The sequence below is a fragment of the Staphylococcus pseudoxylosus genome (assembly GCF_003697915.1).
Taxonomy (GTDB): Bacteria; Bacillota; Bacilli; order Staphylococcales; family Staphylococcaceae; genus Staphylococcus; species Staphylococcus pseudoxylosus.
In genome coordinates, this window is record NZ_RCVN01000001.1 from 367,474 (window position 1) to 394,041 (window position 26,568).

At 31.4% G+C, this 26,568-nt stretch carries 25 protein-coding genes and 1 tRNA gene; 6 read left to right on the forward strand and 20 right to left on the reverse strand.

All coding sequences use genetic code 11. The features are described from left to right. Positions 1-22 precede the first annotated feature (22 nt). From D9V42_RS01900 to xdrA, 3 genes are all read right to left on the reverse strand, one after another. On the reverse strand, positions 23-367 hold the full coding sequence (locus tag D9V42_RS01900; RefSeq protein ID WP_002482889.1) for a YlbF/YmcA family competence regulator: 345 nt from the start codon (positions 365-367) through the stop codon (positions 23-25). A 68-nt stretch (positions 368-435) separates the two neighbouring features. Continuing rightward, on the reverse strand, positions 436-1,566 hold the full coding sequence (locus D9V42_RS01905) for a DUF445 domain-containing protein (RefSeq protein WP_122062772.1): 1,131 nt from the start codon (positions 1,564-1,566) through the stop codon (positions 436-438). A gap of 258 nt (positions 1,567-1,824) precedes the next feature. Next, on the reverse strand, positions 1,825-2,289 hold the full coding sequence (gene xdrA, locus D9V42_RS01910) for an XRE family transcriptional regulator XdrA (RefSeq protein ID WP_017723171.1): 465 nt from the start codon (positions 2,287-2,289) through the stop codon (positions 1,825-1,827). Between the two features lie 431 nt (positions 2,290-2,720). Between xdrA and purU the strand changes: the two genes are divergently transcribed. The 5 genes from purU (at position 2,721) to D9V42_RS01935 (ending at position 8,517) form a co-directional block, all read left to right on the forward strand. Continuing rightward, a complete protein-coding gene (gene purU / locus D9V42_RS01915; RefSeq protein ID WP_107555461.1) occupies positions 2,721-3,572 on the forward strand; it encodes a formyltetrahydrofolate deformylase in 852 nt (283 codons plus the stop codon). 404 nt (positions 3,573-3,976) lie between these two features. Next, positions 3,977-6,226, forward strand: coding sequence for a formate C-acetyltransferase (gene pflB / locus D9V42_RS01920; RefSeq protein WP_122062814.1), 2,250 nt, complete (start codon positions 3,977-3,979; stop codon positions 6,224-6,226). Between the two features lie 17 nt (positions 6,227-6,243). After that, a complete protein-coding gene (pflA, locus tag D9V42_RS01925; RefSeq protein WP_122062774.1) occupies positions 6,244-6,999 on the forward strand; it encodes a pyruvate formate-lyase-activating protein in 756 nt (251 codons plus the stop codon). Positions 7,000-7,219: 220 nt separating this feature from the next. Then, positions 7,220-8,020 (forward strand): ABC transporter permease, encoded by an 801-nt coding sequence (locus tag D9V42_RS01930; RefSeq protein WP_122062776.1) that lies wholly within the window; start codon positions 7,220-7,222, stop codon positions 8,018-8,020. 188 nt (positions 8,021-8,208) lie between these two features. Continuing rightward, positions 8,209-8,517: a hypothetical protein gene (locus D9V42_RS01935; RefSeq protein ID WP_122062777.1), complete on the forward strand. Its 309-nt coding sequence runs from the start codon at positions 8,209-8,211 to the stop codon at positions 8,515-8,517. A gap of 297 nt (positions 8,518-8,814) precedes the next feature. Here the strand turns inward: D9V42_RS01935 and D9V42_RS01940 are convergent, their stop codons facing one another. The 6 genes from D9V42_RS01940 to D9V42_RS01965 form a co-directional block, all read right to left on the reverse strand. Beyond that, positions 8,815-9,603, reverse strand: coding sequence for a sulfite exporter TauE/SafE family protein (locus D9V42_RS01940; RefSeq protein WP_107555903.1), 789 nt, complete (start codon positions 9,601-9,603; stop codon positions 8,815-8,817). Between the two features lie 34 nt (positions 9,604-9,637). After that, complete coding sequence (locus tag D9V42_RS01945) at positions 9,638-10,606, reverse strand: LCP family protein (protein ID WP_233665410.1); 969 nt, start codon at positions 10,604-10,606, stop codon at positions 9,638-9,640. Further along, entirely contained in the window at positions 10,599-11,783 is a 1,185-nt protein-coding gene (locus D9V42_RS01950; protein WP_122062779.1) for an FtsW/RodA/SpoVE family cell cycle protein, read from the reverse strand. Before D9V42_RS01950 ends, D9V42_RS01945 begins: the two co-directional genes overlap by 8 nt. 275 nt (positions 11,784-12,058) lie before the next feature. After that, the gene (locus tag D9V42_RS01955) at positions 12,059-13,339 is read right to left on the reverse strand and encodes a dicarboxylate/amino acid:cation symporter (RefSeq protein ID WP_122062781.1); all 1,281 of its coding nucleotides are present in this window, start codon (positions 13,337-13,339) and stop codon (positions 12,059-12,061) included. Positions 13,340-13,461: 122 nt separating this feature from the next. Further along, positions 13,462-14,085: a response regulator gene (locus D9V42_RS01960; protein WP_122062783.1), complete on the reverse strand. Its 624-nt coding sequence runs from the start codon at positions 14,083-14,085 to the stop codon at positions 13,462-13,464. A 21-nt stretch (positions 14,086-14,106) separates the two neighbouring features. Next, positions 14,107-15,216, reverse strand: a complete 1,110-nt coding sequence (locus tag D9V42_RS01965; RefSeq protein ID WP_122062785.1) for a GAF domain-containing sensor histidine kinase — start codon at positions 15,214-15,216, stop codon at positions 14,107-14,109. A gap of 190 nt (positions 15,217-15,406) precedes the next feature. Between D9V42_RS01965 and D9V42_RS01970 the strand changes: the two genes are divergently transcribed. Continuing rightward, the gene (locus D9V42_RS01970; protein ID WP_122062787.1) at positions 15,407-16,234 is read left to right on the forward strand and encodes an RluA family pseudouridine synthase; all 828 of its coding nucleotides are present in this window, start codon (positions 15,407-15,409) and stop codon (positions 16,232-16,234) included. A 242-nt stretch (positions 16,235-16,476) separates the two neighbouring features. Here the strand turns inward: D9V42_RS01970 and fumC are convergent, their stop codons facing one another. From fumC to panD, 11 genes are all read right to left on the reverse strand, one after another. Then, the gene (gene fumC, locus D9V42_RS01975) at positions 16,477-17,862 is read right to left on the reverse strand and encodes a class II fumarate hydratase (protein ID WP_107531007.1); all 1,386 of its coding nucleotides are present in this window, start codon (positions 17,860-17,862) and stop codon (positions 16,477-16,479) included. A gap of 227 nt (positions 17,863-18,089) precedes the next feature. Next, positions 18,090-18,500, reverse strand: coding sequence for a hypothetical protein (locus D9V42_RS01980; protein ID WP_017723185.1), 411 nt, complete (start codon positions 18,498-18,500; stop codon positions 18,090-18,092). A 272-nt stretch (positions 18,501-18,772) separates the two neighbouring features. After that, positions 18,773-18,958: an SAS053 family DNA gyrase inhibitor gene (locus D9V42_RS01985; RefSeq protein ID WP_122062789.1), complete on the reverse strand. Its 186-nt coding sequence runs from the start codon at positions 18,956-18,958 to the stop codon at positions 18,773-18,775. Positions 18,959-18,978: 20 nt separating this feature from the next. Next, complete coding sequence (locus D9V42_RS01990) at positions 18,979-19,578, reverse strand: 6-phosphogluconolactonase (RefSeq protein ID WP_107531005.1); 600 nt, start codon at positions 19,576-19,578, stop codon at positions 18,979-18,981. 182 nt (positions 19,579-19,760) lie between these two features. Then, positions 19,761-20,231 carry a tRNA (uridine(34)/cytosine(34)/5-carboxymethylaminomethyluridine(34)-2'-O)-methyltransferase TrmL gene (gene trmL / locus D9V42_RS01995; protein ID WP_029376880.1) on the reverse strand — a complete coding sequence of 157 codons (471 nt, stop codon included), beginning with the start codon at positions 20,229-20,231 and terminating at the stop codon, positions 19,761-19,763. 1 nt (position 20,232) lies between these two features. Beyond that, complete coding sequence (gene queG / locus D9V42_RS02000) at positions 20,233-21,363, reverse strand: tRNA epoxyqueuosine(34) reductase QueG (RefSeq protein WP_107555893.1); 1,131 nt, start codon at positions 21,361-21,363, stop codon at positions 20,233-20,235. Between the two features lie 162 nt (positions 21,364-21,525). Continuing rightward, positions 21,526-22,248: an amino acid ABC transporter ATP-binding protein gene (locus D9V42_RS02005; protein WP_107555892.1), complete on the reverse strand. Its 723-nt coding sequence runs from the start codon at positions 22,246-22,248 to the stop codon at positions 21,526-21,528. After that, positions 22,241-23,707 carry an ABC transporter substrate-binding protein/permease gene (locus D9V42_RS02010; RefSeq protein WP_107555891.1) on the reverse strand — a complete coding sequence of 489 codons (1,467 nt, stop codon included), beginning with the start codon at positions 23,705-23,707 and terminating at the stop codon, positions 22,241-22,243. Before D9V42_RS02010 ends, D9V42_RS02005 begins: the two co-directional genes overlap by 8 nt. 293 nt (positions 23,708-24,000) lie before the next feature. Beyond that, positions 24,001-25,068, reverse strand: a complete 1,068-nt coding sequence (locus D9V42_RS02015; protein ID WP_122062791.1) for a PTS sugar transporter subunit IIC — start codon at positions 25,066-25,068, stop codon at positions 24,001-24,003. Between the two features lie 265 nt (positions 25,069-25,333). Continuing rightward, positions 25,334-25,416, reverse strand: a tRNA-Leu gene (locus D9V42_RS02020). 318 nt (positions 25,417-25,734) lie between these two features. Further along, positions 25,735-26,121, reverse strand: a complete 387-nt coding sequence (gene panD / locus D9V42_RS02025) for an aspartate 1-decarboxylase (RefSeq protein WP_107530999.1) — start codon at positions 26,119-26,121, stop codon at positions 25,735-25,737. Positions 26,122-26,568: the final 447 nt, after the last annotated feature.

Consider the following 26,568-nt stretch of genomic DNA (forward strand, 5'->3'; position numbering starts at 1 on the left):
TCACACGTTACACTAACAAAAATTAGTCAGCGTAAATTTCATCTAAAGGTTTAACAATGATTTGGTTAATTTCTTGGAATACTTGGCTCATGTTTTGTTCAGCAGCCATTAATTCAGAAATGTTAGAATCATTTTCGATTTTTTGAGCTTGTTCTTGTGCTTTTTGTAGCTCTTCTTCACCGATTTCTTCACCTTGCATTTGTTTTTGTTGGAAACTTAATTGTGTTTCACGGAATTCATCAAATAAATCTTTTGATTCTTGATTTTCTTTAACTTTTGCATAAGCATTTTGAATAGCTTGATATTCATCACTTTCTCTTAATGCTTGCTCTAATTGATTTGCATGATCGTATAAATTTACTGCCACTATGCTTCACTCCTTTTTTGTATATGTGTGAAAACCACATCGATATTACAATAACATAATTTAATATGTTATACAAAAATTGCAATTACCCCTTGTAATAAACCAATCATACCACCTAATAAGAAACCTAATAACATGATTAATTTTAACTCTTTATTCGCTATATCTATAATGAGTTTTTCAATATATGCTAAATCAAACGTATTAATCTGTTGTTCAACCATTTGACGTAAATTAACTTTCTTCATAATTGGCGAGATATGTTTTGATGCATTTTCAATAATCACATTCGTTAGCTTTTGTGACACTTTATTTTCTAAAAATCCTATAAAGTTTGGCATCAGGTTATTTAGTGGTTTCGTTGCCATATTATTAATATCCATATAACCCATTGCTAAATCAGTTACTGATGTTTTAAAAGATTGAAATTGTTGTTCATTTAGCACTTCACTTAACTGTTTGGATTTAAAGGTTGTGTATTCATTTGCGATAATTTGATTTGCGATTACTTTCGCTTTAGGATGATTAGTCAATCTGATTAATTCATGTTGGATACGATCAGCAATACTTTCTTTCGTCATAAACATTTGTAGTAACCCGACAATTTTCCCTTTTTCATTGAAGAATGTGTCTAACATTGATGCGATGTCAGATGCACCTTTTTCAGATTTTAAATAGACACGCGCTCTATCAAATAGTAGTTCTGGTACTGCTTCAACCTTACTATCTAAACTTTTTTCAATATCTTCGGGAATTAATTGTGCAATTGGAGTATGACTATGATCATAATAAAACAGTTCTAATTTTTCTGACATGACCGTTTCTATTTTCTCATTTGCCAATTGTGCAATATCTATATCCACTTTTTTCGCTAAATAATCAAAAGATGTACGATCTTCCTTTAATTTCTCAATTTGTTTTTGTACGACTTCCTCTATTGCAGTTCTCGTCGCTGTTGCATTTAATTTGGACTGAATCATACTTTCAGTAAGTAAATGTTCTTCAATTACTTGCCCAATTTTATCAGCAATTTCTGCTCTTCGTTTTGGTATTAAACCTGGCGTGAATGGCACGCGTTTGTTAAAAATATAATATGTTTTGAATGGATGGAACAACATTTTCACCGCAATAACGTTCGTTACTCCACCAATTAATGCACCAATTATCATCATAAATATAATTATTAAGAATGCATGCATAAAAGTTTCTCCTTTTTATTTTACTTGGTAACGTACTACTATTAAAAATTCACTCTTAAACATTGTACAATACATATCGTTTAATTGTGTAGAAGAATACACTTATTCATTTTAAAAAACAATTGAAAATAAAAAAAGACCTAAATCTTTTGTTTAGGTCAAGTAGTGTATAGTGACTAAATCATTCATATACAATTTAAAGTCCTATGTCACCAAATTATATAAATAATGATTCTTCTATCACAAATTGAATTAATATTATACGTGCATTAACTCTTCTTTAGAAATTCTACCAAAATATGTTTCTGCTTCTCTTAATTTAGAAGTACCAAATATTGGTTGTGTTTCTTGGTTAAGTACGCGATAAATATCACTTACTTTATTGCTTTGTAAGATGAAACCATTACGGCTATCAACAGTGTTCCAGTAGATGTCACTTGTTGTTGAATGGTTAGGGTATGCACAGTGATTACGAGAAATAGTTTGTACCATTTCTAGAGGATCACAACCAAATGTACTATTTAAAACATCTGAATCTCTAAATAATGCACAAATTGAGACACATGTTGTCCAGTTAGGTAGTACTCTTTCTTTTTCTATTTGTACTAAAGTCTTTTTTGAAAGACCAATAGTTTGGGCCATCGTATCTTGCGTATAACCTGCTTCAATACGTACCATTTTAAATTTTGTTTGAATTAAATCTGTGAAATTCTGTCTATCCATTACTTTAATCTACCTTTCATCTAAAGAATATTTTATCCGGACACAAGAAATTGCAATAATACACGCTTCTTGAAACACAAATTACATCTTAATACAATTTTTAAGAAAATAAAAGAGTGAAATCAAATTTTCATCGTTTTTTATCATTGGCGCAATTATCAAAATAATCAATCTTATATCTTATAATTAAGTTACAAACAAAAACCACTTTGTTTGTAAGCGTATTATTTTCGTGAAAAGTGTCATCATCCAAAATTACTTATTACTCTTAAAAGATAAAAACACTATTTATTATTATAGCCTATTTCTACTATAATAGTATAGTTAAAAGTATAAATTGTTCTATTTTTGTTGAAAAACATTTTATTTATTTACATTGTTCAGAATATTCCCTATAATTTTAAGTACTTTTTAAATTTTGAGGTGCTTAAATGGAAGATAAATACATATTACTCGCAACATGCAATGACAAAGTCGGTATAACGTCATTAATTACAAATATTATTGCAGAATACGGCTCTAATATTTTACATCTTGATCACTTTACTGAGTACGATCATGCACAAGATACCGAAGGGAAATTATTTTTAAGATTTGAGTTTGAAAAAGTAACACAATTGAAAGAGGCTCTAGAAAACACTTTAAGTCAAAATGATATTAATTTTGATATTTTTGATACAAGTGATAAAACAAAAATCGCATTATTTGTATCAAAAGAAGACCATGCTTTTAATGAAGTATTATTAAGAGTTCAACGTAAAGAAATTCCTGCTGAAATCACTTGTGTTGTCAGTAATCATGAAAACAATAGACATTTTGCTGAATCTTTTAATATCCCTTTTTACTATGTACCAAGTAATAATGATAAAGCAGTTGTTGAACAAAACATATTAGATATTTGCGCAAAACACGAAGTAGAATTAATCGTTTTAGCTAAGTATATGCAAATACTTACAGATAATTTTGTAAGTCATTATCCAAATCAAATTATTAATATCCACCATTCTTTCTTACCTTCATTCATTGGAGCGAACCCATACAAACAAGCTTGGGAACGCGGCGTTAAATTAGTCGGTGCAACAAGTCATTACGTAACTTCTGATTTAGATGAAGGACCAATTATAGACCAAGATGTCACACGTATTAATCATCGTTATAACGTACAAGATTTACGTAAAATTGGACGTCATGTTGAATCTTCTGTTTTAGCTCAAGCAGTTGAATATCATGTTCAACATAAAGTCATCGTGAATGATGGCAATAAAACAATCGTTTTTAATTAATATTGTGTATAAAAAGTGTACTAATTACTGTTATCATAATGATTAATATACATTTATGCACAATTTAATTTCTAAAACCTTCTATTATATATGCACGATTTATTAAGCCACTTTTATTCACTAATTACTTCGTATAAAAGTGGCTATTTTTGTGTTTCTTATTTTTTATATTCACTTTTATACGCACCTTCATCCATGCCTTTCCTTTACTCATTAATAATACTGCAGTCCTCATCTGTTGTATAACAGATACACAATGTTATAAAACTGTCATATAACTTCTTACAGTTTCTCAAATCGTTCACAGTTTGTATTAAAAACTTTCACAAATATTGTGAAAAATTTAACAATGACAATGTTACAATATTTGTGAAATTATTAACAAAATGAATGGAGGAGAAAAAATATTAGAAAAAGAAAAATTACATGAAACTGCTTGGCAAGGATTCAAAAGTGGACGTTGGAATCGCCATGTTGATGTTCGTGAATTTATCCAACTAAACTACTCACTATATGAAGGTGATGATCAATTTTTAGAAGGGCCGACTGAGGCAACAACGAAGCTATGGGATCAAGTGATGGCTTTATCCAAAGAAGAACGTGATCGTGGTGGCATGTGGGATATGGATACAAAAGTGCCTTCTACAATCACTTCACATGAAGCTGGTTATTTAAACCAAGATTTAGAGACTATTGTCGGTGTCCAAACTGAGAAACCATTTAAACGATCTATGCAACCATTTGGAGGTATTCGTATGGCTAAAGCTGCCTGCGAAGCATATGGTTATGAGTTAGATTCAGAAACTGAAAAAATATTTACAGATTATCGTAAAACACATAATCAAGGCGTGTTTGATGCCTACTCTAAGGAAATGCTTAATTGTAGAAAAGCTGGTATTATAACAGGTCTTCCTGACGCTTATGGTCGTGGGAGAATCATTGGTGACTATCGCCGTGTTGCACTGTATGGCATTGACTTTTTGATGGCAGAAAAAATGCATGACTTTAACACTATGTCTACTGAAATGTCAGAAGATGTTATTCGCTTGCGCGAAGAATTATCAGAACAATATCGCTCACTTAAAGAATTGAAAATATTAGGTAAAACATACGGTTTTGACCTTGGTCGCCCCGCCAATACTTTTAAAGAAGCTGTACAATGGCTTTATTTAGCATATTTAGCTGCTATTAAAGAACAAAATGGTGCTGCTATGAGTTTAGGACGCACGTCTACATTTTTAGATATTTATGCTGAACGAGATTTAAAAAATAGTACGATAACAGAACGTGAAGTTCAAGAAATAATTGACCATTTTATTATGAAATTACGTATTGTGAAATTCGCACGTACACCAGATTATAATGAATTATTCTCTGGCGACCCTACTTGGGTGACTGAATCAATTGGTGGTATAGGAATTAATGGTAAACCACTTGTAACTAAAAACTCATTCCGCTTCTTGCAATCATTAGACAACTTAGGACCTGCACCAGAACCAAATTTAACTGTACTTTGGTCGGTACAATTGCCATCCCACTTTAAAAACTACTGTGCAAAAATGAGTATAAAAACAAGTTCAATACAGTATGAAAATGATGATTTAATGCGTGAATCATACGGTGACGACTATGGTATTGCGTGTTGTGTATCTGCAATGAAAATTGGTAAACAAATGCAATTCTTTGGTGCTCGTGCAAACTTAGCTAAAACTTTATTATACGCAATTAATGGTGGTAAAGATGAAAAATCTGGTATGCAAGTCGGACCATCATATGAAGCTATCAATTCACAAGTATTAAATTACGATGAAGTGTTTGAAAAATTTGATAAGACGATGGATTGGTTAGCAGGCGTTTACATCAATGCTTTAAATATTATTCATTATATGCATGATAAATACAGTTACGAACGTATCGAGATGGCGTTACATGATACTAATATTATACGTACGATGGCAACAGGTATTGCAGGATTATCAGTTGCTGCGGATTCATTGTCAGCAATTAAATATGCTCAAGTTACACCAATACGTGATGAAAATGGTTTAGTAATTGATTTTGAAATAAATGGAGATTTCCCTAAATATGGGAACAATGATACTCGTGTAGATGATATTGCCGTAGATTTAGTAGAACGTTTTATGACTAAATTAAGAAGTCATAAAACATATCGTAACTCTGAACATACGATGAGTGTTCTTACAATCACATCAAATGTCGTTTACGGTAAAAAGACCGGTAATACACCTGATGGACGAAAAGCTGGTGAACCATTTGCTCCTGGTGCCAATCCAATGCATGGACGAGATCAAAAAGGTGCATTATCATCGCTAAGCTCTGTTGCAAAAATTCCTTATGATTGTTGTAAGGACGGTATTTCAAACACATTCAGTATCGTTCCTAAGTCATTAGGAAAATTACCAGAAGAACAAAATAGAAATTTGACAAGTATGCTTGATGGATACGCTATGCAACACGGCCACCATTTAAATATAAACGTTTTTAATCGGGACACATTGTTAGATGCAATGGAACACCCTGAAGCGTATCCACAACTAACTATACGTGTTTCTGGCTATGCTGTTAATTTCATCAAATTAACACGAGAACAACAATTAGATGTTATTTCTCGTACGTTCCATGAAAGAATGTAAATAAAGGTGGGATCAAAATGCTTAAAGGACACTTGCACTCTGTCGAAAGTATGGGCACTGTCGACGGTCCAGGTATTAGATATATACTATTTATGCAAGGCTGTTTATTAAGATGTTTATATTGTCATAATCCAGATACATGGAAAGTCAATTCATTTTCTAGGGAAGTAACCGTTGAGGAAATGATTGATGAAATCACAGCTTTCAAACCTTATTTCGAAGCATCTGGAGGTGGCGTAACTATAAGTGGTGGTGAACCATTACTACAAATGCCTTTTATCACAGCTTTGTTTAAAGCATTAAAGGAAAACGGAATTCACACCTGCATCGATACTTCTGCAGGTTGTGCAAATGACACAGTTGCGTTTCAACGTCATTTCGATGAATTATTAAAATATACAGACTTAATACTATTAGATATTAAGCATATTGATAACGAGAAACATATAGCATTAACTGAAAAACCTAACACACAAATATTAAAAATTGCTAAAAAGTTATCAGATCTTAAACAGCCTGTGTGGATTAGGCACGTGCTAGTTCCCGGATATACTGATACCAAGAAAGATTTAATACAATTAGGCACATTTATAAATACATTAGTTAATGTGGAAAGATTTGAACTATTACCCTACCATCAACTTGGTGTTCACAAATGGGAAGCAATGAACTTGAGCTACCCTTTAAACGATGTTCAACCACCTACAGATAACGATGTTAAATTAGCTTATCAATTCGTAGATTTTAAAGGTAACATCCCCTTGAAAATATAACCATGCTTTATGGTCTTTTAACGAACCTCCCGTTAAATGGTGAGGTTCGTTTTAACTTAAATAAAGTATTTAATGATAATGAACCCAAGCGCTATTTATAGACATACTTTAAAGTTAATTATTATTGGCATTATATTTATATTTGCTTATATTTTTAAAAATAATGTATAATCCTATTTATCAGTTTTTAAAAGTCAGCATGAAAGAGTGATATATTCAAATGAATGCAATATGTTTTGTTTTAAAAGAGCAATTGAAAAATTTATATTTAATTAAAAGACTAGCAGATTTTCAACTACGTATTTCAAATCACAATAATTATTTAGGGGTTGCTTGGGAGATTATAAACCCAGCCATGCAAATTGCAGTTTACTGGTTTGTCTTTGGTTTAGGCCTACGAAATAATACAACACATGATGGTATTCCATTTATTTATTGGTTAATTGTCGGAATTAGCATGTGGTTTTTCGTTAACCAAGGTGTATTAGAAGGTACGAAATCAATCTCTTCAAAGTATAATCAAGTATCTAAAATGAAGTTTCCCTTATCTATCATACCAAGTTACATTGTTTTTAGTAGATTTTATGGTCATCTTGGTTTACTTATGATTGTATTAATATTATGTTTCTTTGGAGGTTATTACCCTTCCATATACTCATTACAGTTATTAATTTATGTGCCCTATGCCCTTATACTTACTATAGTTATTTCACTACTAACTTCAACATTAGGTGTACTCATTCGTGATACGCAGATGGTAGTTCAATCGTTGATGAGAATCATATTTTTTGTCTCTTCTATTTTGTATACGCCTAAAAATGAAATTGTAATGACAGTGATGAAATTAAATCCAATCTATTTTCTAGCAGAGGGCTATAGAGCCTCTGTGCTTCACCATGAATGGTATTTTATTGAACACTGGCACTTAACGCTGTATAACCTTGTACTAGTAGTTATTTTATTTATTGTTGGTTCTATATTGCACATGCGTTATAGAGACCATTTTGCCGATTTTATGTAAAATCTCTTTCATCAAATTTATATTTATACTATACCCACTTTATATCATTCATGATGAAATAAAGTGGGTTATTAGTTGTGTAACTATTTTATAGCACGCAACATTAGTGGTAATATTAAATAAATGGTTAGATCTTATGTCAAACTCTCATTATTTTAACGCAGTATTAAACCTTGGAGGAATAAGTTATGAATATAGATATGAATAATCCGGTATGTGCTATTCAAGCTACATTGAAATATTCACTTTCACAATCAATTGTTGGAGATTTAATTTTGCTCAGCGATCGCATCTATTTTAAAACTAGTGATGGTGCAAAACTACCAAATTTTAAAGATGAATTACTATTTTCAGATATTAAAAACATAAAAATGGGTTTAACATTAACCGGTTATAGGATAGTTATTATGGATTTAGACGGCGAGCCATGGGTTTTTAATTCTATAAATCGTGAAAAAGGCAAGCACTTTATAGAACTTTATAATGAAATTCAATAGTTTAAAAATTTAGCGCAAAGAGATAATATATATTAATTATTTTACTAATGTTTACTATTAAAAAAACAAGGCTAAAACATTAACATGTCTTAGCCTTGTTTTCTGTAAAGATGATTGCAAGTTTTCAAGTATATTAAAAATGCACTTACCAATCTTTTTCTTTTTTATTAAATTGTTAAAAGCTGGCTAGAATTCAAAAAGCGCTTAAACAATACTTTTTCAATTCTAGCCAACTGTGTCATAAGCAAGCGACAATGATTAATTAATTAGCCACGTTTTTTGCTCATACTTTTAAATTTATAATTCAATAAATCCTTTGATAATCAAATAAATACTTAAACAAATCAAAACGAATTTAAGTAAGTTTGATAACTTTGCAGAATTAATCGATCTATTAATTTTCACACCACATTTTGTTCCTACATAACTGGCAATGATTAATATCAATCCATAACCCCAAATAACATGTCCTTGAATCACATGACCTACTGAACTGGCTAAACTTGAAGTAAAAATAATAATCATACTTGTTGCTACAGCTACATGTGGCGTAAAGTTAAAGACAATAATCATTAACGGTGTCATTAACACACCGCCACCAATTCCAAACAACCCAGCACTGATACCTACAAAAAATGCAAAAATAATTCCTACTGTTAAATTCACATTTTTTTCTGTAGTACTATCCTTTTTAGATGCCAGGTAGTCTTTTACAAAGAGTAAAATTGAAATTAAAAATAAAAATATACCAAATATAATATTAAAGTATATATCATTCAGAAATTGACTCAGGTAAGCACCTAATAGCGATCCCGGAATAATACCAATAGAAAATAAAATACCATTTCTGAAATCAATTGTATCTTTACCTTTACCTCGGTAAGCAATTATTGAAAATAAACCTGTAAAAACCAGCGTTACAGATGAAATACCAATTGCAGTTTGCGTTGTAATACCACTTAATAAATCAAAATTTGCACCTATAAAAACGAGTGTTGGTACAATAATAATACCCCCGCCAACACCGATCAAAGAACCTATAATAGAGGAAACGAGTCCTATTATAAGCAATATAATAATTGTCATTGCTTTACACCTCTCAACATTCAAACCCTATATTCTATTTTAAATTATTCTTATATTCATTTATTTTAACATTTTTATCTTCTTCATTTGGTTCAAAATACCAAACTCCATCAGATTCTATTAAGTTTTCACCATCAATAGTTTCTTTATCAATAGATTCTGTAGCATCCTTATAATTTGAATATAAAGATTTTAAATCTCCAACGTTCAGGTCAGTTTTAACATTTTCTTCACTAACTTTAAGTATTTTTTTTAACTTAAATAAATTGGAAGATTCATTTGCTTTTTTAGATAGTGCATCAATTACTTGACGTTGTCTTTCAGTACGACCTTCGTCACCACCTGCGCCTTCTTCTTTACGACTACGCACATAATTTAACGCTTTATCACCATCTAATTTTACTTTTTGTCCCTCTTCAAAACTAGAACCATTATAACTAAATGTAGCATTGCTTGTTACAGTCACACCATCAAAAATATCAATCATCTTTTTGAAACCGTCCATGTCTAAAGTAACATAAGCATCTACCGGTACATCTAAATTTTGTCTAAGTGTGTCCATTGCTGTCTTTGGACCACCATATGCATAAGCATGTGCAATCTTTTGATTACCAGCGACATCAGGGATATTACTATTCATATCACGAGGTATAGAAATGAGTTTTGTTTTATTCTTTTCGGGATTTATTGATGCAATTAATAATGTATCTGTACGTTGTCCCATGTTTTCCTCAGCGCGTTTCACATCTGAATCCACCCCAAATATTGCGATAGAAATTGGTTTATTGTTTTTTATTTTTTCTTGTGTTGCTTTCGTTGCTTCATCTGTTCCGTCTGAATCATGTATTGCTTGGTTCAAATGAAATAACTTATATGCAAAAAATCCGATTATGATAAGTATTAACAGTAAAATAATCGCTACAATTTTGCCTCTTTTCGATAATTTCAAATTACTTCTTCCTTTCCACTTGTTATTCAATTGATTTTTCCATGTATTATTCATATACTTTTGTCTCTTTTTTAATTTCTCGGATAACTGCCAATAAAATACCCAATGCTATGCTGATACTTAACATGGATGACCCACCATAGCTTAACAATGGGAGTGTTACACCAGTTAATGGTATCAAGCCAGATACACCGCCTATATTTACAAATACTTGCATAAATAAATAGCTCACTACACCTACGCAAATTAATTTATAAAAGTGGTTTCGCGTTTTGTTTGCGTAAATAAATCCTTTTAAAATGATAAAACCATACATGAGTAGTATAAGTAATACACCTATAAGTCCTAATTCTTCTGAAATAACAGTAAATATAAAGTCTGTATGTGGTTCTGGTAAATAACCTAATTTCAAGATACCATTACCTAGACCACGACCGAACACTCCACCGTTACTTATTGAAACTAAGGCATTTGTCAGTTGATATCCGTCACCATTTTCATATTTAAATGGATCCAATACTACTTTAATTCGCTTCATTCTGTATAGATTTTTCGAATCAAAAACTAAAGTATAAATGATGTATAGTACTACAGGAATTGAAGTAATTGTTAAAATTTGGATTTTTATTTTATTTTTGATATCCGAATACATTAAGATAGCCACAATAATTGCAACTGTTAATAATGTGCCTCCAAGATCTCCCTGCATTAGTACTAAAACTAATCCCACACCTAATATGCCTAATGGTGGAACAATATTCTTCAACTTATAATCTCGATTGTTTGTTAATTTTTTATCTAAAATAAATGAAAGATAAAAAATAGCAACTAATTTTAAAAACTCTGATGATTGTAAACTAAACAATCCAAGATTAATCCAGTTTCTAGAACCATTTACATCTTTACCAATCAGTAATGTCAGGATTAATAATGCGAATGTCCCAACTATTAGAAATTTTTGAGTACTGGTATTTCTTAGCATCTTAATATTAAAGTACATGCTAATAAATAAGATTATACAAACGCTTAAAATGAAAAAGATAAATTGTCTTTTCATGAAATAATTAGCTTCTATAGGTGTTCCATTTGTTAAACTCCCTTTAGAAGCCGGAACCATACTTGCGCTGTATACCATTATGACACCGATGACGCTTAGAATTATAAAACTAATAATGATACCAATATCTAAATGTTTTAATCGCTTTTTAAAGCCTTTCAATATATTTAACATTACCTTTACCCTTTCTTAATACTATGTTTACAATTGTTGCACAAAGGTAATGTTATGGCAATATTTTTTAGGTAGTCCTAAAGTCTTATTTTTGATAACAAAAATATTTTTAACGACAACTTAAAACATATAGTCTGTTTTTATAGAATAATTTATAAAAACAATTAACCAATAACATATTCTCTTTTACAACTATTGATTTGAATTAAAAAAAGAGGACAGAACATTATAATAATGTTTCGTCCTCTTAAATTATCATTCTAAACTATTTAAATTCATTCATTCTTTGCGGCTAATTTTCTCTCTTCAGCTCTAGAAATAATTAATGCACAAGCTGCATCACCAGTTATATTCACTGAAGTTCTTGTCATATCCAGTAATCTATCTATACCTAAGATTATCCCGATTGCAGCTGGATCTAGGCCTACCGCGTTTAACACCATGGCTAACATAATTAAACCTACACCAGGAACACCAGCTGTACCAATCGAAGCTACTACGGCGATTACGACTACCGTTATAATTTGGGCAAAAGATAGCGTAACACCTGAAATTTGTGCAATAAATATAGTAGCAACACCTTGCATGATTGCTGTACCGTCCATATTAATTGTTGCGCCTAATGGTTGTACAAATGAAGCAATTTCACGTCTAACTCCCATTTTCTTTGTACATTCTAAAGAAACAGGTAAAGTGGCAGTTGAGCTTGAAGCACTAAACCCTAATGTAATCGCAGGAATAAATTCCTTATAGAACTTTAATGGACTCGTTCTGCCAAGAAGCTTAACTGCGGAACCATAAACTACAAAGAAATGGATTACCAATGCTAACAATACAATAAAGAAATACATTCCAAGTTGCTGAATTGCCCCAAATCCTGCCCCTGTAAAAGCATGCGCCACTAGGCCAAAAGTTCCTATTGGTGCGAATACATTCATAATCATGGTAACGATGTACATTAACACTTCATTGGTTTGTTCTAAAATTTTATGTACCATCTGTGCTTTGGAACCTACCATAATAATACCGACGCCAATAAATATCGCAAATGTAATGATTTGCAACATATTTTCTTCCGTCATTGCTTGCAATGGGTTTTTAGGAAACAAATTAATAAGTGTTTGATCAAATGTTTGTTTTGCAGCTGAATCTTGTGCACTGTTTTCTTTATTTAGTGTTTGTTGATAACTCGATACATCGTCACTATTTAAAAGCTCAGATTTACCTGCACCAGGTTGTAACAACATTGCCAAAGTAAGTCCGATTGTAATTGCAATTGCAGTCGTAGTTAGAAAGAAAGTAATTGTCTTTAGTCCAATTCCTCCCAATAATTTTGGATCCCCTACACCGACTACGCCTAAAACAATGGATACAAATACTACAGGTACTACAAGCATAAAGATTAAATTCAAGAAAATTTGTCCTATAACATTAAATAGGTATTTATCAACGTTCTCAACAAAAGCCGAGCCCGCAAAAATATTAAAAATAGAACCAATTGCAATACCTAGTATTAATGCTATGACAATCTTTAATGAAAGATTTTTTGTTTTCATAGCAACATCCCCCTTTTGAGTATTAACTTTATTATATAGTATTTTTATATATTTTACAGTAATTTTTCAAAATACTGAGAAAATTGCTAACTTGTAGTATATATTTAAATAAAATTCAAATTTTATATTAAGTTGTTTTGCATCGCATAAATCGCTGCTTGTGTACGATCCGTTACTTGCAATTTATTAAATATGTGACTTACGTGCGTTTTAATCGTTTTTTCAGATACAAACAATGATTCTGCAATTTCTTTATTAGTCTTGCCTTTAGCCATTTCAGCTAAAACCTCTGCCTCACGTTTAGATAATTTATTCGTAAAATGTGGTTTTTTACTAACAGCTTCTATAACACTTTGAGCCTGTGGATGAATTTTTTTTTCTCCATTCAACACTTTTTTTATTGTTTTAATTAATTGCTCTGGTTCAACATCTTTCATTTCATACCCATCAGCCCCTTGATCAATGGCAGATATCACGTGTTCATCATCAACATAACTCGTTAAGACCAATATTTTTATTTGTGCGTAATTATCTTTTAATATCTTTGTAATTTCAATACCGTTCATCTCTGGCATGACTAAGTCTAGTAATACAATATCTGGTAAATCATGAGTTGTTAAGGATGCTAAAAATGATTTACCATCTGAAAATCCCCCAATGACTTCTAAATCATCTACTGTAGACAATAAAAATTCTAATCCTTGCCTTACAATGTGATGATCATCAACAAGCACGATTCGATTCATTTTAATCTTCCTTCCATTATATTATAACGGCACTTTTATATAAATTTGAGTTCCTTTATTTTCTTCAGATGTTATCTCTATATTGGCATTAATCGCTTTTGCTCGTTGTTTCATATTATTAATGCCATGAGAATTATTATAGTTTGATTGTCGCATATTAAAACCTATACCGTAATCTTTAATTTCTACATAAAAATAATTTTGATTTTGTGCTAATTTTAATGTAGTTTCTGTATCTTGAGCATGCTTTTTAGTATTATTCATGCCTTCCTGGATAATTCTATAGATATTTTCTTCAATAATGCTTGGCAAACTAATTAAACCTTCTACACTAACTGATAAATTTAATTGTAATACGTCGCTATAATTTTGAATAGCCTTAACTAAACCTCGTTCTAATCCAACTGGTTTTAGTTGCCAAATTAATGCACGCATCTCATTTACTGCTTGTTGACTCGTTTCTTCAATTATATTAAAAGCTTTACGTGATACTTCTTCATTAGAAATACCCTGTGCAGCATGCGCGGTTAATTTTACAGAAAAAAGCAATTGATTTACTGAATCATGTAAATCACGTGCAAGGCGATTCCTTTCACTTATACGTGCTGCTTCTTTCTCTTGATCCGTCAATATGATGCGTTTTATTGCAGACCCTATCTGAAAAGCAACAGACTCTAATAATTCTAAATCTTCTTCACTATAACTTGTCTTGTATGGCGTTGCTACATTTAAAAGACCAAACAATTCATCTCCCGAACGCAGTGGCACCGTGGCATGATGTGTAATGCCTTCTGTTTCCTCTTGAAATGCTCGATTTGCAAGATTAATACGCGAACAATTTATAATATTTGATGCTTTTGTCAGTTTTTTATTTTGATAAGCTTGCACACACCAGCAGGTACCTTCACACATATATTTACAATTTTGCTTTGCTAATGCACCAGGTAAGTCATAATGTGCAACTAATTCATGTTGTCCTGCATCATCTATAAAAAATATCCAACCCGTAGTAAATGCAGTACCTTCGATTAAATATTCCAATGCACCTTGAATCATAGTATATGTTTCTGTCTCTTCATTTAAAAATTCAGCAATTTCTTTTAACAATGCAAGTCTCGTTGGTTTTTCCATTTAACCAGTCCATTTCTTTACAACTTTATATTTATTATACCTTCTCAGAGAATAATTTAAAAATCCTGATTTATTGTTTAAATGTATGTTGTAATTACAAATGTAATTTTTAATCTACTGAAAGTATTTATCTAATATTTTTAAATCTATGTTTGTGGTATGATAATAGTTGATTATCAAGGAGGATACTATGAAATTTGAAATCCCTATTAAATACAATAATTTAACGTTAAGAGAAATTTTCCAACAATTGCATTTACCAAAAAAAGATTTGCATAATTTAAACATGTCTAAAGCAATTACAATTAACGACGCAACTGCTTCATTAATGACAAGCGTTAACACAGGTGATAAAGTCTTTATTCCTACTCCAGATGAAGTAAGTAACTATTTACCTAGTTATCGTTTTGCACAAGTTTACTATGAAGATGATGATATCGCTATAGTCATGAAGCCAAAAGGTGTTAAAACACATCCAAATGATTTAAAAGAAAGCAATACATTAATGAATCACGTTATTTATACAGTTAAAAGTGACTATGTTGAACCAATTCACCGCCTAGACCAAGAAACGGTTGGTTTATTAATTGTAGCGAAAAATCCATTGATGAAGAAAATATTAGATCGTATGTTAGAAGAAAATGAAATTGATCGTATCTATAAAGCTAATGTTCATAGTTTATTACCAATCAAACCCCAAACTATTGATATGCCGATTGGTAAAGATAAATTCCATTCTAACAAACGAAGGGTATCACGAACAGGTCAATCAGCAATCACGCATATTCTTGACTCAAAAATGCTAAAAGAAGATGTCTGTGAATTAGAATTGAAGTTAGATACAGGCCGTACTCACCAAATTCGTGTTCATTTAGCTGAAATTGGACATCCGGTTATAGGTGACCCATTATATGGAAACTCTACATTGAGACAACTTCAATTAAATAGTTACAAAATTGAATTCATCCATCCACTGACACAAGCACAAATTTCTGTCAGTCTAGATGATGAAATCTAATTAGGTAGTAAAGTTATACTATTTACTCAAAGTTATATTCATACTTTAAAGTGATAACCATTATTTCACCACCTATTTTCTTATAGGTTATATATAGGTATTAATTCAAAATTCTTAATATCATAAAAAGAAAACCCACTGCCAGTTAAAATGGCAGTGGGTTTATTTTTAGAAGTTATACCTTGTGATGTATTACAAGACTTTATTTAATTGATAACAACAATTACTTTTTTACGGTATATTTACTTCGGTTCAACCATATCTTCTGGTTTAATCCATTGCTCAAACTGTTCTTCTGTTACATAGCCTGATTGAATTGCAGATTCTTTTAAAGTTAAGCCTTCTTTGTGCGCTTTTTTAGCAATACTTGCTGCTTTCTCATAACCGATGTGTGGGTTTAAAGCAGTAACTAACATAAGCGATTGATTTAAGTAATTATCGATGTTTTCAGGAATGGGCTCTATGCCAATAGCACAGTTACTATTAAATGTATTCATACCATCTGCTAATAAATAAATAGATTGTAATGTATTTAGTAAGATAACAGGTTTATATACATTTAATTCAAAATTACCTTGTGAACTACCTATTCCTACTGCTGTATCATTCCCCATAACTTGGACAGCAACCATTGTTAACATTTCACATTGTGTAGGGTTAACTTTACCTGGCATAATGGATGAACCTGGTTCATTTTCAGGTATTGAGATTTCTGCCAATCCTGCGCGTGGGCCTGATGCTAACCATCTAACATCGTTAGCAATTTTCATTAAGTCTGTCGCAAGTGCTTTTAAAGAACCATGTAATTGTACTACCTCATCATGTGCAGTTAAAGCATGGAATTTATTTTCAGAAGATACAAATGGATAACCTGTATTTTCTGCGATGAATTTAGCAACTTTATCACCAAATTCAGGGTGAGCATTAATACCTGTACCAACGGCAGTTCCACCTATTGCTAGATTTAAAATATGTGCTTTTGATTCAGCTAATAATGTTTCACATTTATCTAACATATAACGCCAACCACTAATTTCTTGTCCTAAACGGATTGGGGTAGCATCTTGTAAATGAGTACGCCCTATTTTAATAATATCGTTATATTGTTCTTCTTTTTGTTTAAATGTGTCTCTTAAAGCTTTTAAAGCAGGCTCTAGTTTCGTTTCTACTTCGTTATATAATGCAACGTGCATTGCTGTAGGGAACGTATCATTAGAACTTTGTGATTTATTGACATCATCATTAGGATGAATAGACTCATCGCTACCTTGCTCTTTTAAATAAGTATTTGCCACAAAGCTGACAACTTCATTAACATTCATATTACTTTGCGTACCACTACCTGTTTGCCAAACTACTAAAGGAAAATGATCATCTAATTCTTTATTTAATACACGGTCACATGCATAAACAATTGCATCTTTCTTAGCATCCGATAATTTTCCTAATTCATGGTTAGCTAAAGCGGCACCTCTTTTTAATTGAGCAAATCCATAAACGACTTCAATTGGCATACGTTCTTTACCAACAGGGAAGTTACGTTTACTTCTTTCTGTTTGTGCACCCCAGTATTTGTCTGATGGTACTTCTATTTCACCGAATGTATCATGTTCAATTCTAACTGACATTTATAAATCTCCCCTTCATTAATCTTAGTTCGTTTTAAGTATAGCATTAATCATTTTAAACGGGCAATCGTATTATATAGCGTTTTCATAATAAATTCATTTTTCTCAAAAACATAATTTTTATCGACTCTTTCTTCTATCTCTTCAATAAACTGTTTCTTCTTATATAAAAAGAAAACCTCGAATATTTCCGAGATTTTCTACTTAAAAATGATGAGTCATTATAGTTATTTTGTAATATTTACGTTTTTAAACTGTTCTTTAGCAGCTTGAATAATACCAATAGCAGTTAAAATTAACAGTATTGCACCGATTACCATCGTTACTGGACTTATCGTTATTAGAAAACCTAAAAAGCCATCTAAATTACTATAAAACTCTCCTAACGGCTTAAACAATAAAACCGTTACGATCATACAACATAAAACGCTGATAATAATACCGGTTTGATTACCTTTTACAAATGTTGAAGCATTAACCTGATCTACAAGACCACGTGACAGATTTATCTGCAATTTAATAATTTTAAATAATACTGGTAAATAAATAGCACCAATTGCCATTGGGAAACCTTTAATTGATACTAAGTTAACAATTACTGCAACTATCATGATATATTTCCATTGCTTACTTAACATATATAAATCTCCTTAAATCAATAATGATTTAATCATACCATATTAACTTTTAACATGGCATTGCTTTTTGTAACTCGCACTATAATCTAATTTGCAATAAGTCAATAACAATATAGAACGCACCATCTGCATTCTATTCCTTCATCTATAAATACACATGTTATCGTACGATTACTATTATTAGCTAAAACATGTGATACACTTTTTAATTGTAAAATACTATGTGACATACAAAAACCCGAAACACTAATTATGTCTCGGGTAGCTATATATTAATCTTTAAGATCAGAACGTACTTCAGCATCATGTGATTTATCTAATTTATCTTCATCATTTTCTTCTGAAATTTGTTCCATCTCTTTACCTAATTCAACAACATCATCGAAATCATCGACCATTTCATTCTCCGGCACTAAAGATTCTTTTGGTTGTTCATTTGAATTCTTATTTTTTGTCATTTGAATCACCTCACATTTGATTATGCAAAACGTGCTGTGAAATAATGTCTAACATCTTCAGGTAAACCTTCGGCAGCCGCTTCATCTAAAATTACATTAACCATGCGGTGAGCTTTTAAATCTGAAGGTTCAAAACTTGTTTTACCATTTTCTTCATAAAGTTTATGAACAACTTCTTTTTTCTCACTACCAGTAATGATTAAAATTACTTCACGTGCTGAGAAAAGGCCTTGTTTAATACTTACGTCTAAATTACCTTTTGTATCAATAGAAAGTACTTGTGTCACTAATTTACCTTTGTTTTCTTTAGTTTTAATCTTATCTTTAATAAATGACTCAGTATCTTCACTAAATGATACATTATATATTTGACCTTCTGGGACTCCTAGCGCTTCAAAATAAGATTTTTTATCATCATAATCTAATATATTGATTTGACTGAAATCTACTGCGTTTTTATCTACATTTTTCTTTAATTCATCCAATACAGGAGCATTGTCACTAGCAAGATGTACACCTGCGATAGTTGTTGGATTATTGTTAAATTGTTTTCTTAAAATATCTGCAGCATATTCAGCTACAACTTTTTCGTTTTCTAAAACTTTAAAGTTCATTGCCATAGTAATTACACTCCTCTTTTTCTATTAAGACGGTTCTAGCATTATTTTTATTAATACCCTACATAATGTTTCTATAAACCAGTACTTTATTAAACTAAATGATGATTCGTCCAAATAGCCATTATAAGACTTATTATCATTATACAAAGCTTTTAGTATATTTTCATTCATTTAGGTAAGTATTAATGTAATTCAGGAAAATTCTGTTGTCTCAAAGCTTCATAAATTAGTAAAGAAGCAGTGTTTGAAAGGTTGAGAGATCTAATATTATCATTCATCGGTATACGAAGTGCAGTATCTGCATATTTCTCTTTTACCCAGTCGGGTAAGCCTGTTGTTTCTCGACCAAATATGAAAAAGTGGTCATGCTCAGTATTTGTAAAATCAAAGTCTGAATATGTTTTTTCTCCAAATTTTGTTAACAAATAATATGTTCCTTCAGTGGCTTCGAAAAATTCTTCTATACTTTCATGATACATGATGTTTACAGTTTCCCAATAATCTAGTCCTGCACGTTTTAACATTTTATCATCTGTACTAAATCCTAATGGTTTAATTAAATGTAAATTAGTATATGTTCCTGCACAAGTTCTTGCAATACTACCGGTGTTGCCTGGTATTTGCGGTTGAAATAATACGATATGGTTTGTCATGCTATTGTTCTCTCCTCGTTTCTAATCCTTTTAACATTTCTTGTTGAACTTCTTCTAGTTCATTTTGGTATTGTTGTTCAATAAAACCTCTAGCATCTTCGCCCTGTATTTGTCCAATTGCCCAATACGCAGTACCTCTAATCATTGGACGAGGATCATTTAATGCAACATCTTGCAAGTCTGGAATAGCACTCTCTTCTTTAAAATGTGCTAATGCTACTATCGCATTACGCTGGATTGGCTTTTTGCCTCTCCAAGCACCTGCTAAATGACCATACGTATGTTTAAATTCTTTATTACTCATTTTTAGTAATGGTACTAATCTTGGTTTTAAAATTTCAGGTTCTAAGACAATATCTTCATGCTGGGTGTTAATACCTTTATTTCTTGGACACACTTGCTGACAAGTATCACATCCGTATAACCTATTACCTATTTTATAACGATATTCATCCGCTAAATATCCTTTTGTTTGAGTTAAAAAGCTAATACATTTTTGACTATTTAACTGACCATCTCCAACAAGTGCACCAGTCGGACAACGGTCAACACAAATGGTACAATCTCCACAACTATCCAGTAATGGGTCATCTGGTGGAAAAGGCACACTTACAAGCATTTCTCCTAAATATGTCCAAGTTCCTAGTTCAGGGTTGATTACAAAGCCATTTCTACCAACATAGCCTAAACCAGCACGCTCTGCCACAGCTCTATCTGACAATGCTCCGGTATCTACCATTGACTGGATTTCAACACCATCTACTCTATCTCTCAAGTAGTCGGCTAATTTATCCAAGCGTTTTCTCATAATTGAGTGATAATCTTGTCCCCATGAAGCACGCGCAAACATACCTCTTCTATCTCCTCTAGTACTTTTAGGTGCTCCCTTTAATTTATTGGGATAACCTACTGCAATCGCTATAATGGACCTTGCTGTTGGTAATGTTAATTTCGGTTCAGTCCTCAACGCTATATCTGATTCTTCAAAACCTGATGCATAACCTTTAGCATGATAGTCAACTAATTTTTGTTTCATTTCATCAAATGGATCAGCAGTGGTAAAACCGATACTATCAATACCTATCGTATGTGCATAGTCAATGACATCTTGTTTTAATTGATTTAAATCCATTTATTCTTACACCCCACATTAAAAACATACATCCTACAGTTTAACACATTATTTCGTATTAAGAGTATGCGCAAATTCAATTTTTATCATCAAAAATAAAAACCAAGCAAATAAGTAATTGTATTGTCATAATTACTTAATCTACCTGGCTTTAACAAAATTTTATAATACTCTACTTAAGAAGTTTTTAGTTCTTTCATGTTGTTGCTGTTCAAATATTTCTTCCGGAGTACCTGATTCAACGATAACACCATCTGCCATAAATACTACTTTATCACTCACATCTCTAGCAAAATTCATTTCGTGAGTTACAACGACCATTGTCATACCCTCTTTTGCAAGATCTTTCATAACTTTCAAAACATCACCAACCACTTCTGGGTCTAACGCTGAAGTAGGTTCGTCAAAAAGTAAAACTTCTGGATTCATCGCTAATGCTCTAGCAATAGCAACCCTCTGTTTTTGTCCACCTGACAATTGTGAAGGATATGCATCAGCTTTATCACTTAATCCTACTTTATCTAGTAATTCCTGAGCTTGATCCTTTAAATTATTTTGCTTGTCTTTTTTTAATAAACTTGGGGCTAAAATGATATTATCTATTACTTTTTTATGTGGGAATAAGTTGAAGTTTTGAAATACCATCCCCATTTGTTGACGTAATTTTTCTAACTCTGTATTTTTACTTGTTAAGCTATGATCTTTAAATATAACCTCACCACTTGTAGGTGTTTCTAATAAATTCATACAGCGCAACAATGTACTTTTCCCACTACCTGAAGGTCCAATGATAGCTACAACTTCTCCCTGATTCACTGTCATATCAATACCTTTTAAAACTTCATTTTTACCAAAAGTTTTATATAAATTTTTAATATTAATCACTAACTTTCATTCTCCCTTCAAAGAAATACATCACTCTAGATAGTGTGAATGTAAGTATAAAGTATAATACTGCTGCCACTAACAATGGTGTGAATGGATCAAAAGAAGCACCTTGAACTACTTGGGCGTTAAACATGATTTCACTTACACCTATTACAGAAACGATTGATGATTCTTTAATTACAGTTACAAATTCGTTACCTAACGCTGGTAATATCTTTTTAATTGCTTGAGGTAATATAACTGTTTTCATAGTTTGGCCGTAAGTAAGCCCTAAACTACGTGCAGCTTCCGTTTGTCCTTTATCTACTGCGTTAATTCCTGCTCTAATTATTTCGGCAATATATGCAGAACAGTTAATTACAAGCGCAATCATACCGCAAATTAAAGCTGAAATATCTAAACCAAGCATCGCTGTGGTACCAAAATAAACTAAAAATACTTGTACTAACAATGGCGTACCTCTTAGAAATTCAATATAAGCTGAAGCTATCCATCTAAGTACTTTTATCTTACTGAGTTTTATTAATGCAATAATAGCTCCAAAAACAGTTCCTAATAATACACCCACAATTGAAATTAAAATAGTGTTTTGAATACCTTTTAAGAAAAAGTTACCATACTTGCTAAAGAAATTACCATCATCTTTTTTCATTGCTTCTGCAGCTGAATCTTTATAATCTGCAATTAAGTTTTTATCCTTAACCTCTTTAATACTAGAATTTAATTTTTCCATTAATTTAGGGGCATTTTTGGGTGCAGCAATTGCTGTACTTTTAGTTCCTTCATTAAATTTTACGCCATCAGCAAAAGTTAAATCTTTATTCTGTTTTAAATAGGCTTCTGCTACTGGGCCTTCAATGACCATGCCACTTACTTTACCGCTCTTTAATGACATGATTACTTCTGGAACTCTAGTCAGTGATTGAATTTGAGCATTTTCAATATCTGACTGGGCAATTTTTTCCTGTTGCGTCTGCTTTTGAACACCTATTTTTTTATTAGCAAAATCATCAATAGTTTTTAAGTTATCAGCATCAGATTTTTTTATAATCATTTTTTGTTGAACCGTCATATAAGGATCAGAAAAGTCTACTTCCTTTTTACGTTCTGGTGTAGGTGTCATACCAGAAATAATTAAATCTACTTTTCCAGTTTTAATAGCTCCCAGTAAACTATCAAATTGCATATTTACAATTTTTAATTTTAAATCATTGTCCTTTGCTACTTTTTTAGCTAATTCAATATCTATTCCCGCGTATTCAGTTTTGCCATTAACATTATGTTCGAATTCATAAGGTGCATAATCCGCGGACAAACCGACTCTTAACTCACCACGCTCTTTTATTTTTTCCCATTGATCATCTTGCGCTTGTGCATGAGTTGTAGGGTTTATATAACTTATTATGGCACTAAAAATAATTATAAATGCCATAAAGCTTTTTAATATGTGTTTCATTTTCGTATCCCCTCTCTATAATATCAATTATTATACACAATAACGTAATATTATTCAATAGTGAATTTTAAAATTATTGTTATATCGCACTTCCTTTAATGAAAATAAATTATTATGCAAAAAATGTGTATAAAAAAAGCGGCTAGAAATCAAAATTTTAGTAATGATTTCTTAAACCGCACTATTAAGCACCTCAAAGAGTGATATAACATATACTTTCCTTTATTTTGGTATAGGTATAAAGTATATGCAAAATTTAAATTATTTGTTTTAGTTTATAACGTTTGATACACCTATTGTCTCGGGATTTCGAATCTGTAAATGTCATCAGAATATTTACCAATGAATTTTTTACATAATTCATGTACAAAAAACGCTGATACAAAAGGTATAATAAAGTAACCAAAAACAAGTAGAATAATGTTGGTCGTCGGATCTCCATCCATACGATTAAATGCGTTTATTGGTCCAACAAGGCCTGTATATCCAAATCCTGCAGACATTGGTGTACCATGTATACCTATGAAATAAGCAATCAAGCCACCAATTATACCGTTTATAGTTAATGGAACTGCAATAATTAAATGTTTAAAATAAACCGGTATCATCATTTTTGCAGCACCGATTATTAGAACTAAATTCACGCCAGCGCTATTAACTCTAATTGAACCAAATAAAAATGTTACACACGCAGCAACTATACCCATATTTGCAGCACCACTTCCTAATCCTGATAAACCTATGGCAGTTGCAATAGCTACAACAGATATTGGCGTTACCATTAATAATGAATAAGTAATACAAATAAATATCGACATTAACATTGGATTAAGTTCTGTAAACGAACTAACAACATGACCTAAACCTTTAGTAACGTTTGATACGTAACTTAACGTATATAATCCAATAACGCCACTTATTACAGGTATTAACACTGGTAAAATAATCATTTCTAATGAACCTAGTTTATCGCGTAATAATAAATATAAAAAACATGCAACAATAACGACGAGAATAGTGTTTATAATATCACCGATACCATTTAACACAAATCCACCAGCTGTAATTTTCACGGCGCCACTACCTAACATAGCAGAGACACCAACCATTGCAGCACCCGCACCATTAAACTTAAATTGATGTGCTGCCAAAACCCCAATGATAAATGCCATAAATGACTGAATTAATACTACAAGTTGATATATTGATTCTAGTAATTGATTACCATCTTTAAAAAACTTTAATAACTCTCCTAATAATGCATTAGGCAATAAAGCAATTACTACTCCTGCACCAACAGCTTGTAAAATATTACTAAAAAATTGTTTTCCATTTGATTCTGAACTTTTATACTTAACCATCAAATTATGTCCTCCAAATATAACATTAGACTAATAATATTACACATCGTATTAAACTACAATATTAACTTAAGCATAGTAATAATTAATTTTAAAAGCGCTTTAAATTAATAGATTTAAACTAGAAATTTCTATATAAATGAAAGAAAAGGCATATGATTAAATTTAAAATAAATGAGTAAAATTTCTTGTATATGATCTTAAAGAAAGTAAAAAAAAGAAACATCATCAAATGATGTTTCTAATGTGCTAGTTATTTTATTAGTACCGGCGGTCGGGATCGAACCGACACTCCAAAAAGGAACGGGATTTTGAGTCCCGCGCGTCTGCCAATTCCGCCACGCCGGCTCAATAGCTCATTCGAGACTATTTATTATTCTGCATTTATATCTGTAAATAATATACAACTTTTAAATGGCATAAATATATTATATTACTAACTACATTTGTCGTCAATAGATTTATTAAATAAAGCTGTAATTGCTAGGTTTAGGTACCATTTATAAAATTGTAAATGGTAATTTTTGTCACTATTCAACTTTAAAGCTTTAAGTATAATTACTTATATAAATCCTAAAAATCAAGTGAAACTTAAAATACATAAAAAATGCATTTCTTATATATAATTATTTACATCAATAAAAAGGTTAAAATAAAATCTTAATGTTAATCAGTTATGACTTCACTCTCAACTTCATGAATCATTTGTATAATTTGATTATATTCATTCAAAACAGCAACTTTTGGAGTATGTGTAGAAAGCTCCTCTTCCTTCAGCTGAACATAAGTCATAATGATGACCACATCATCTACTTCAACTAATCTAGAGGCTGCACCATTCAAACAAATCTTACCACTACCTCGTTCACCTTCAATCACATATGTTTCAAACCTTGCCCCATTATTATTATTTACAATAGCAACCTTTTCATTAGGTAATATATCAACTGCTTCTAATAAATCTTTATCTATAGTAATACTACCTACATAGTTTAAATTTGATTCCGTAACTCTCGCTCTATGAATTTTTCCATTCATCATTGTTCTAATCATTATATACAATCTCCTACCACAAAGTATTTATAATAATGTATGTTATTTAAATCAATAGTACAAAACACTATTATGATTATACATATTACCATATTATATAGATATTGCTACAAATATTGGATTTTAAAATAAGGATACACGTTAAGACAAAAAAAGATATAAAAAAAAACTTCCCATAAGGAAGAATAAATGGAGCGGAAGATAGGACTTACACCTATACCTCATTCCGGGAAGGAATGTGTTCTGAGAGTTGAACTACTCCCGCTTAATTATTAAATTATGGAGCGGAGGATAGGACTTACACCTATACCACGTTCCGGGAAGGAACGTATTCTGAAAGTTGAAATACCCCCGCTTAATTATGGAGCGGAAGATAGGACTTACACCTATACCTCATTCCGGGAAGGAATGTGTTCTGAGAGTTGAACTACTCCCGCTTAATTATTA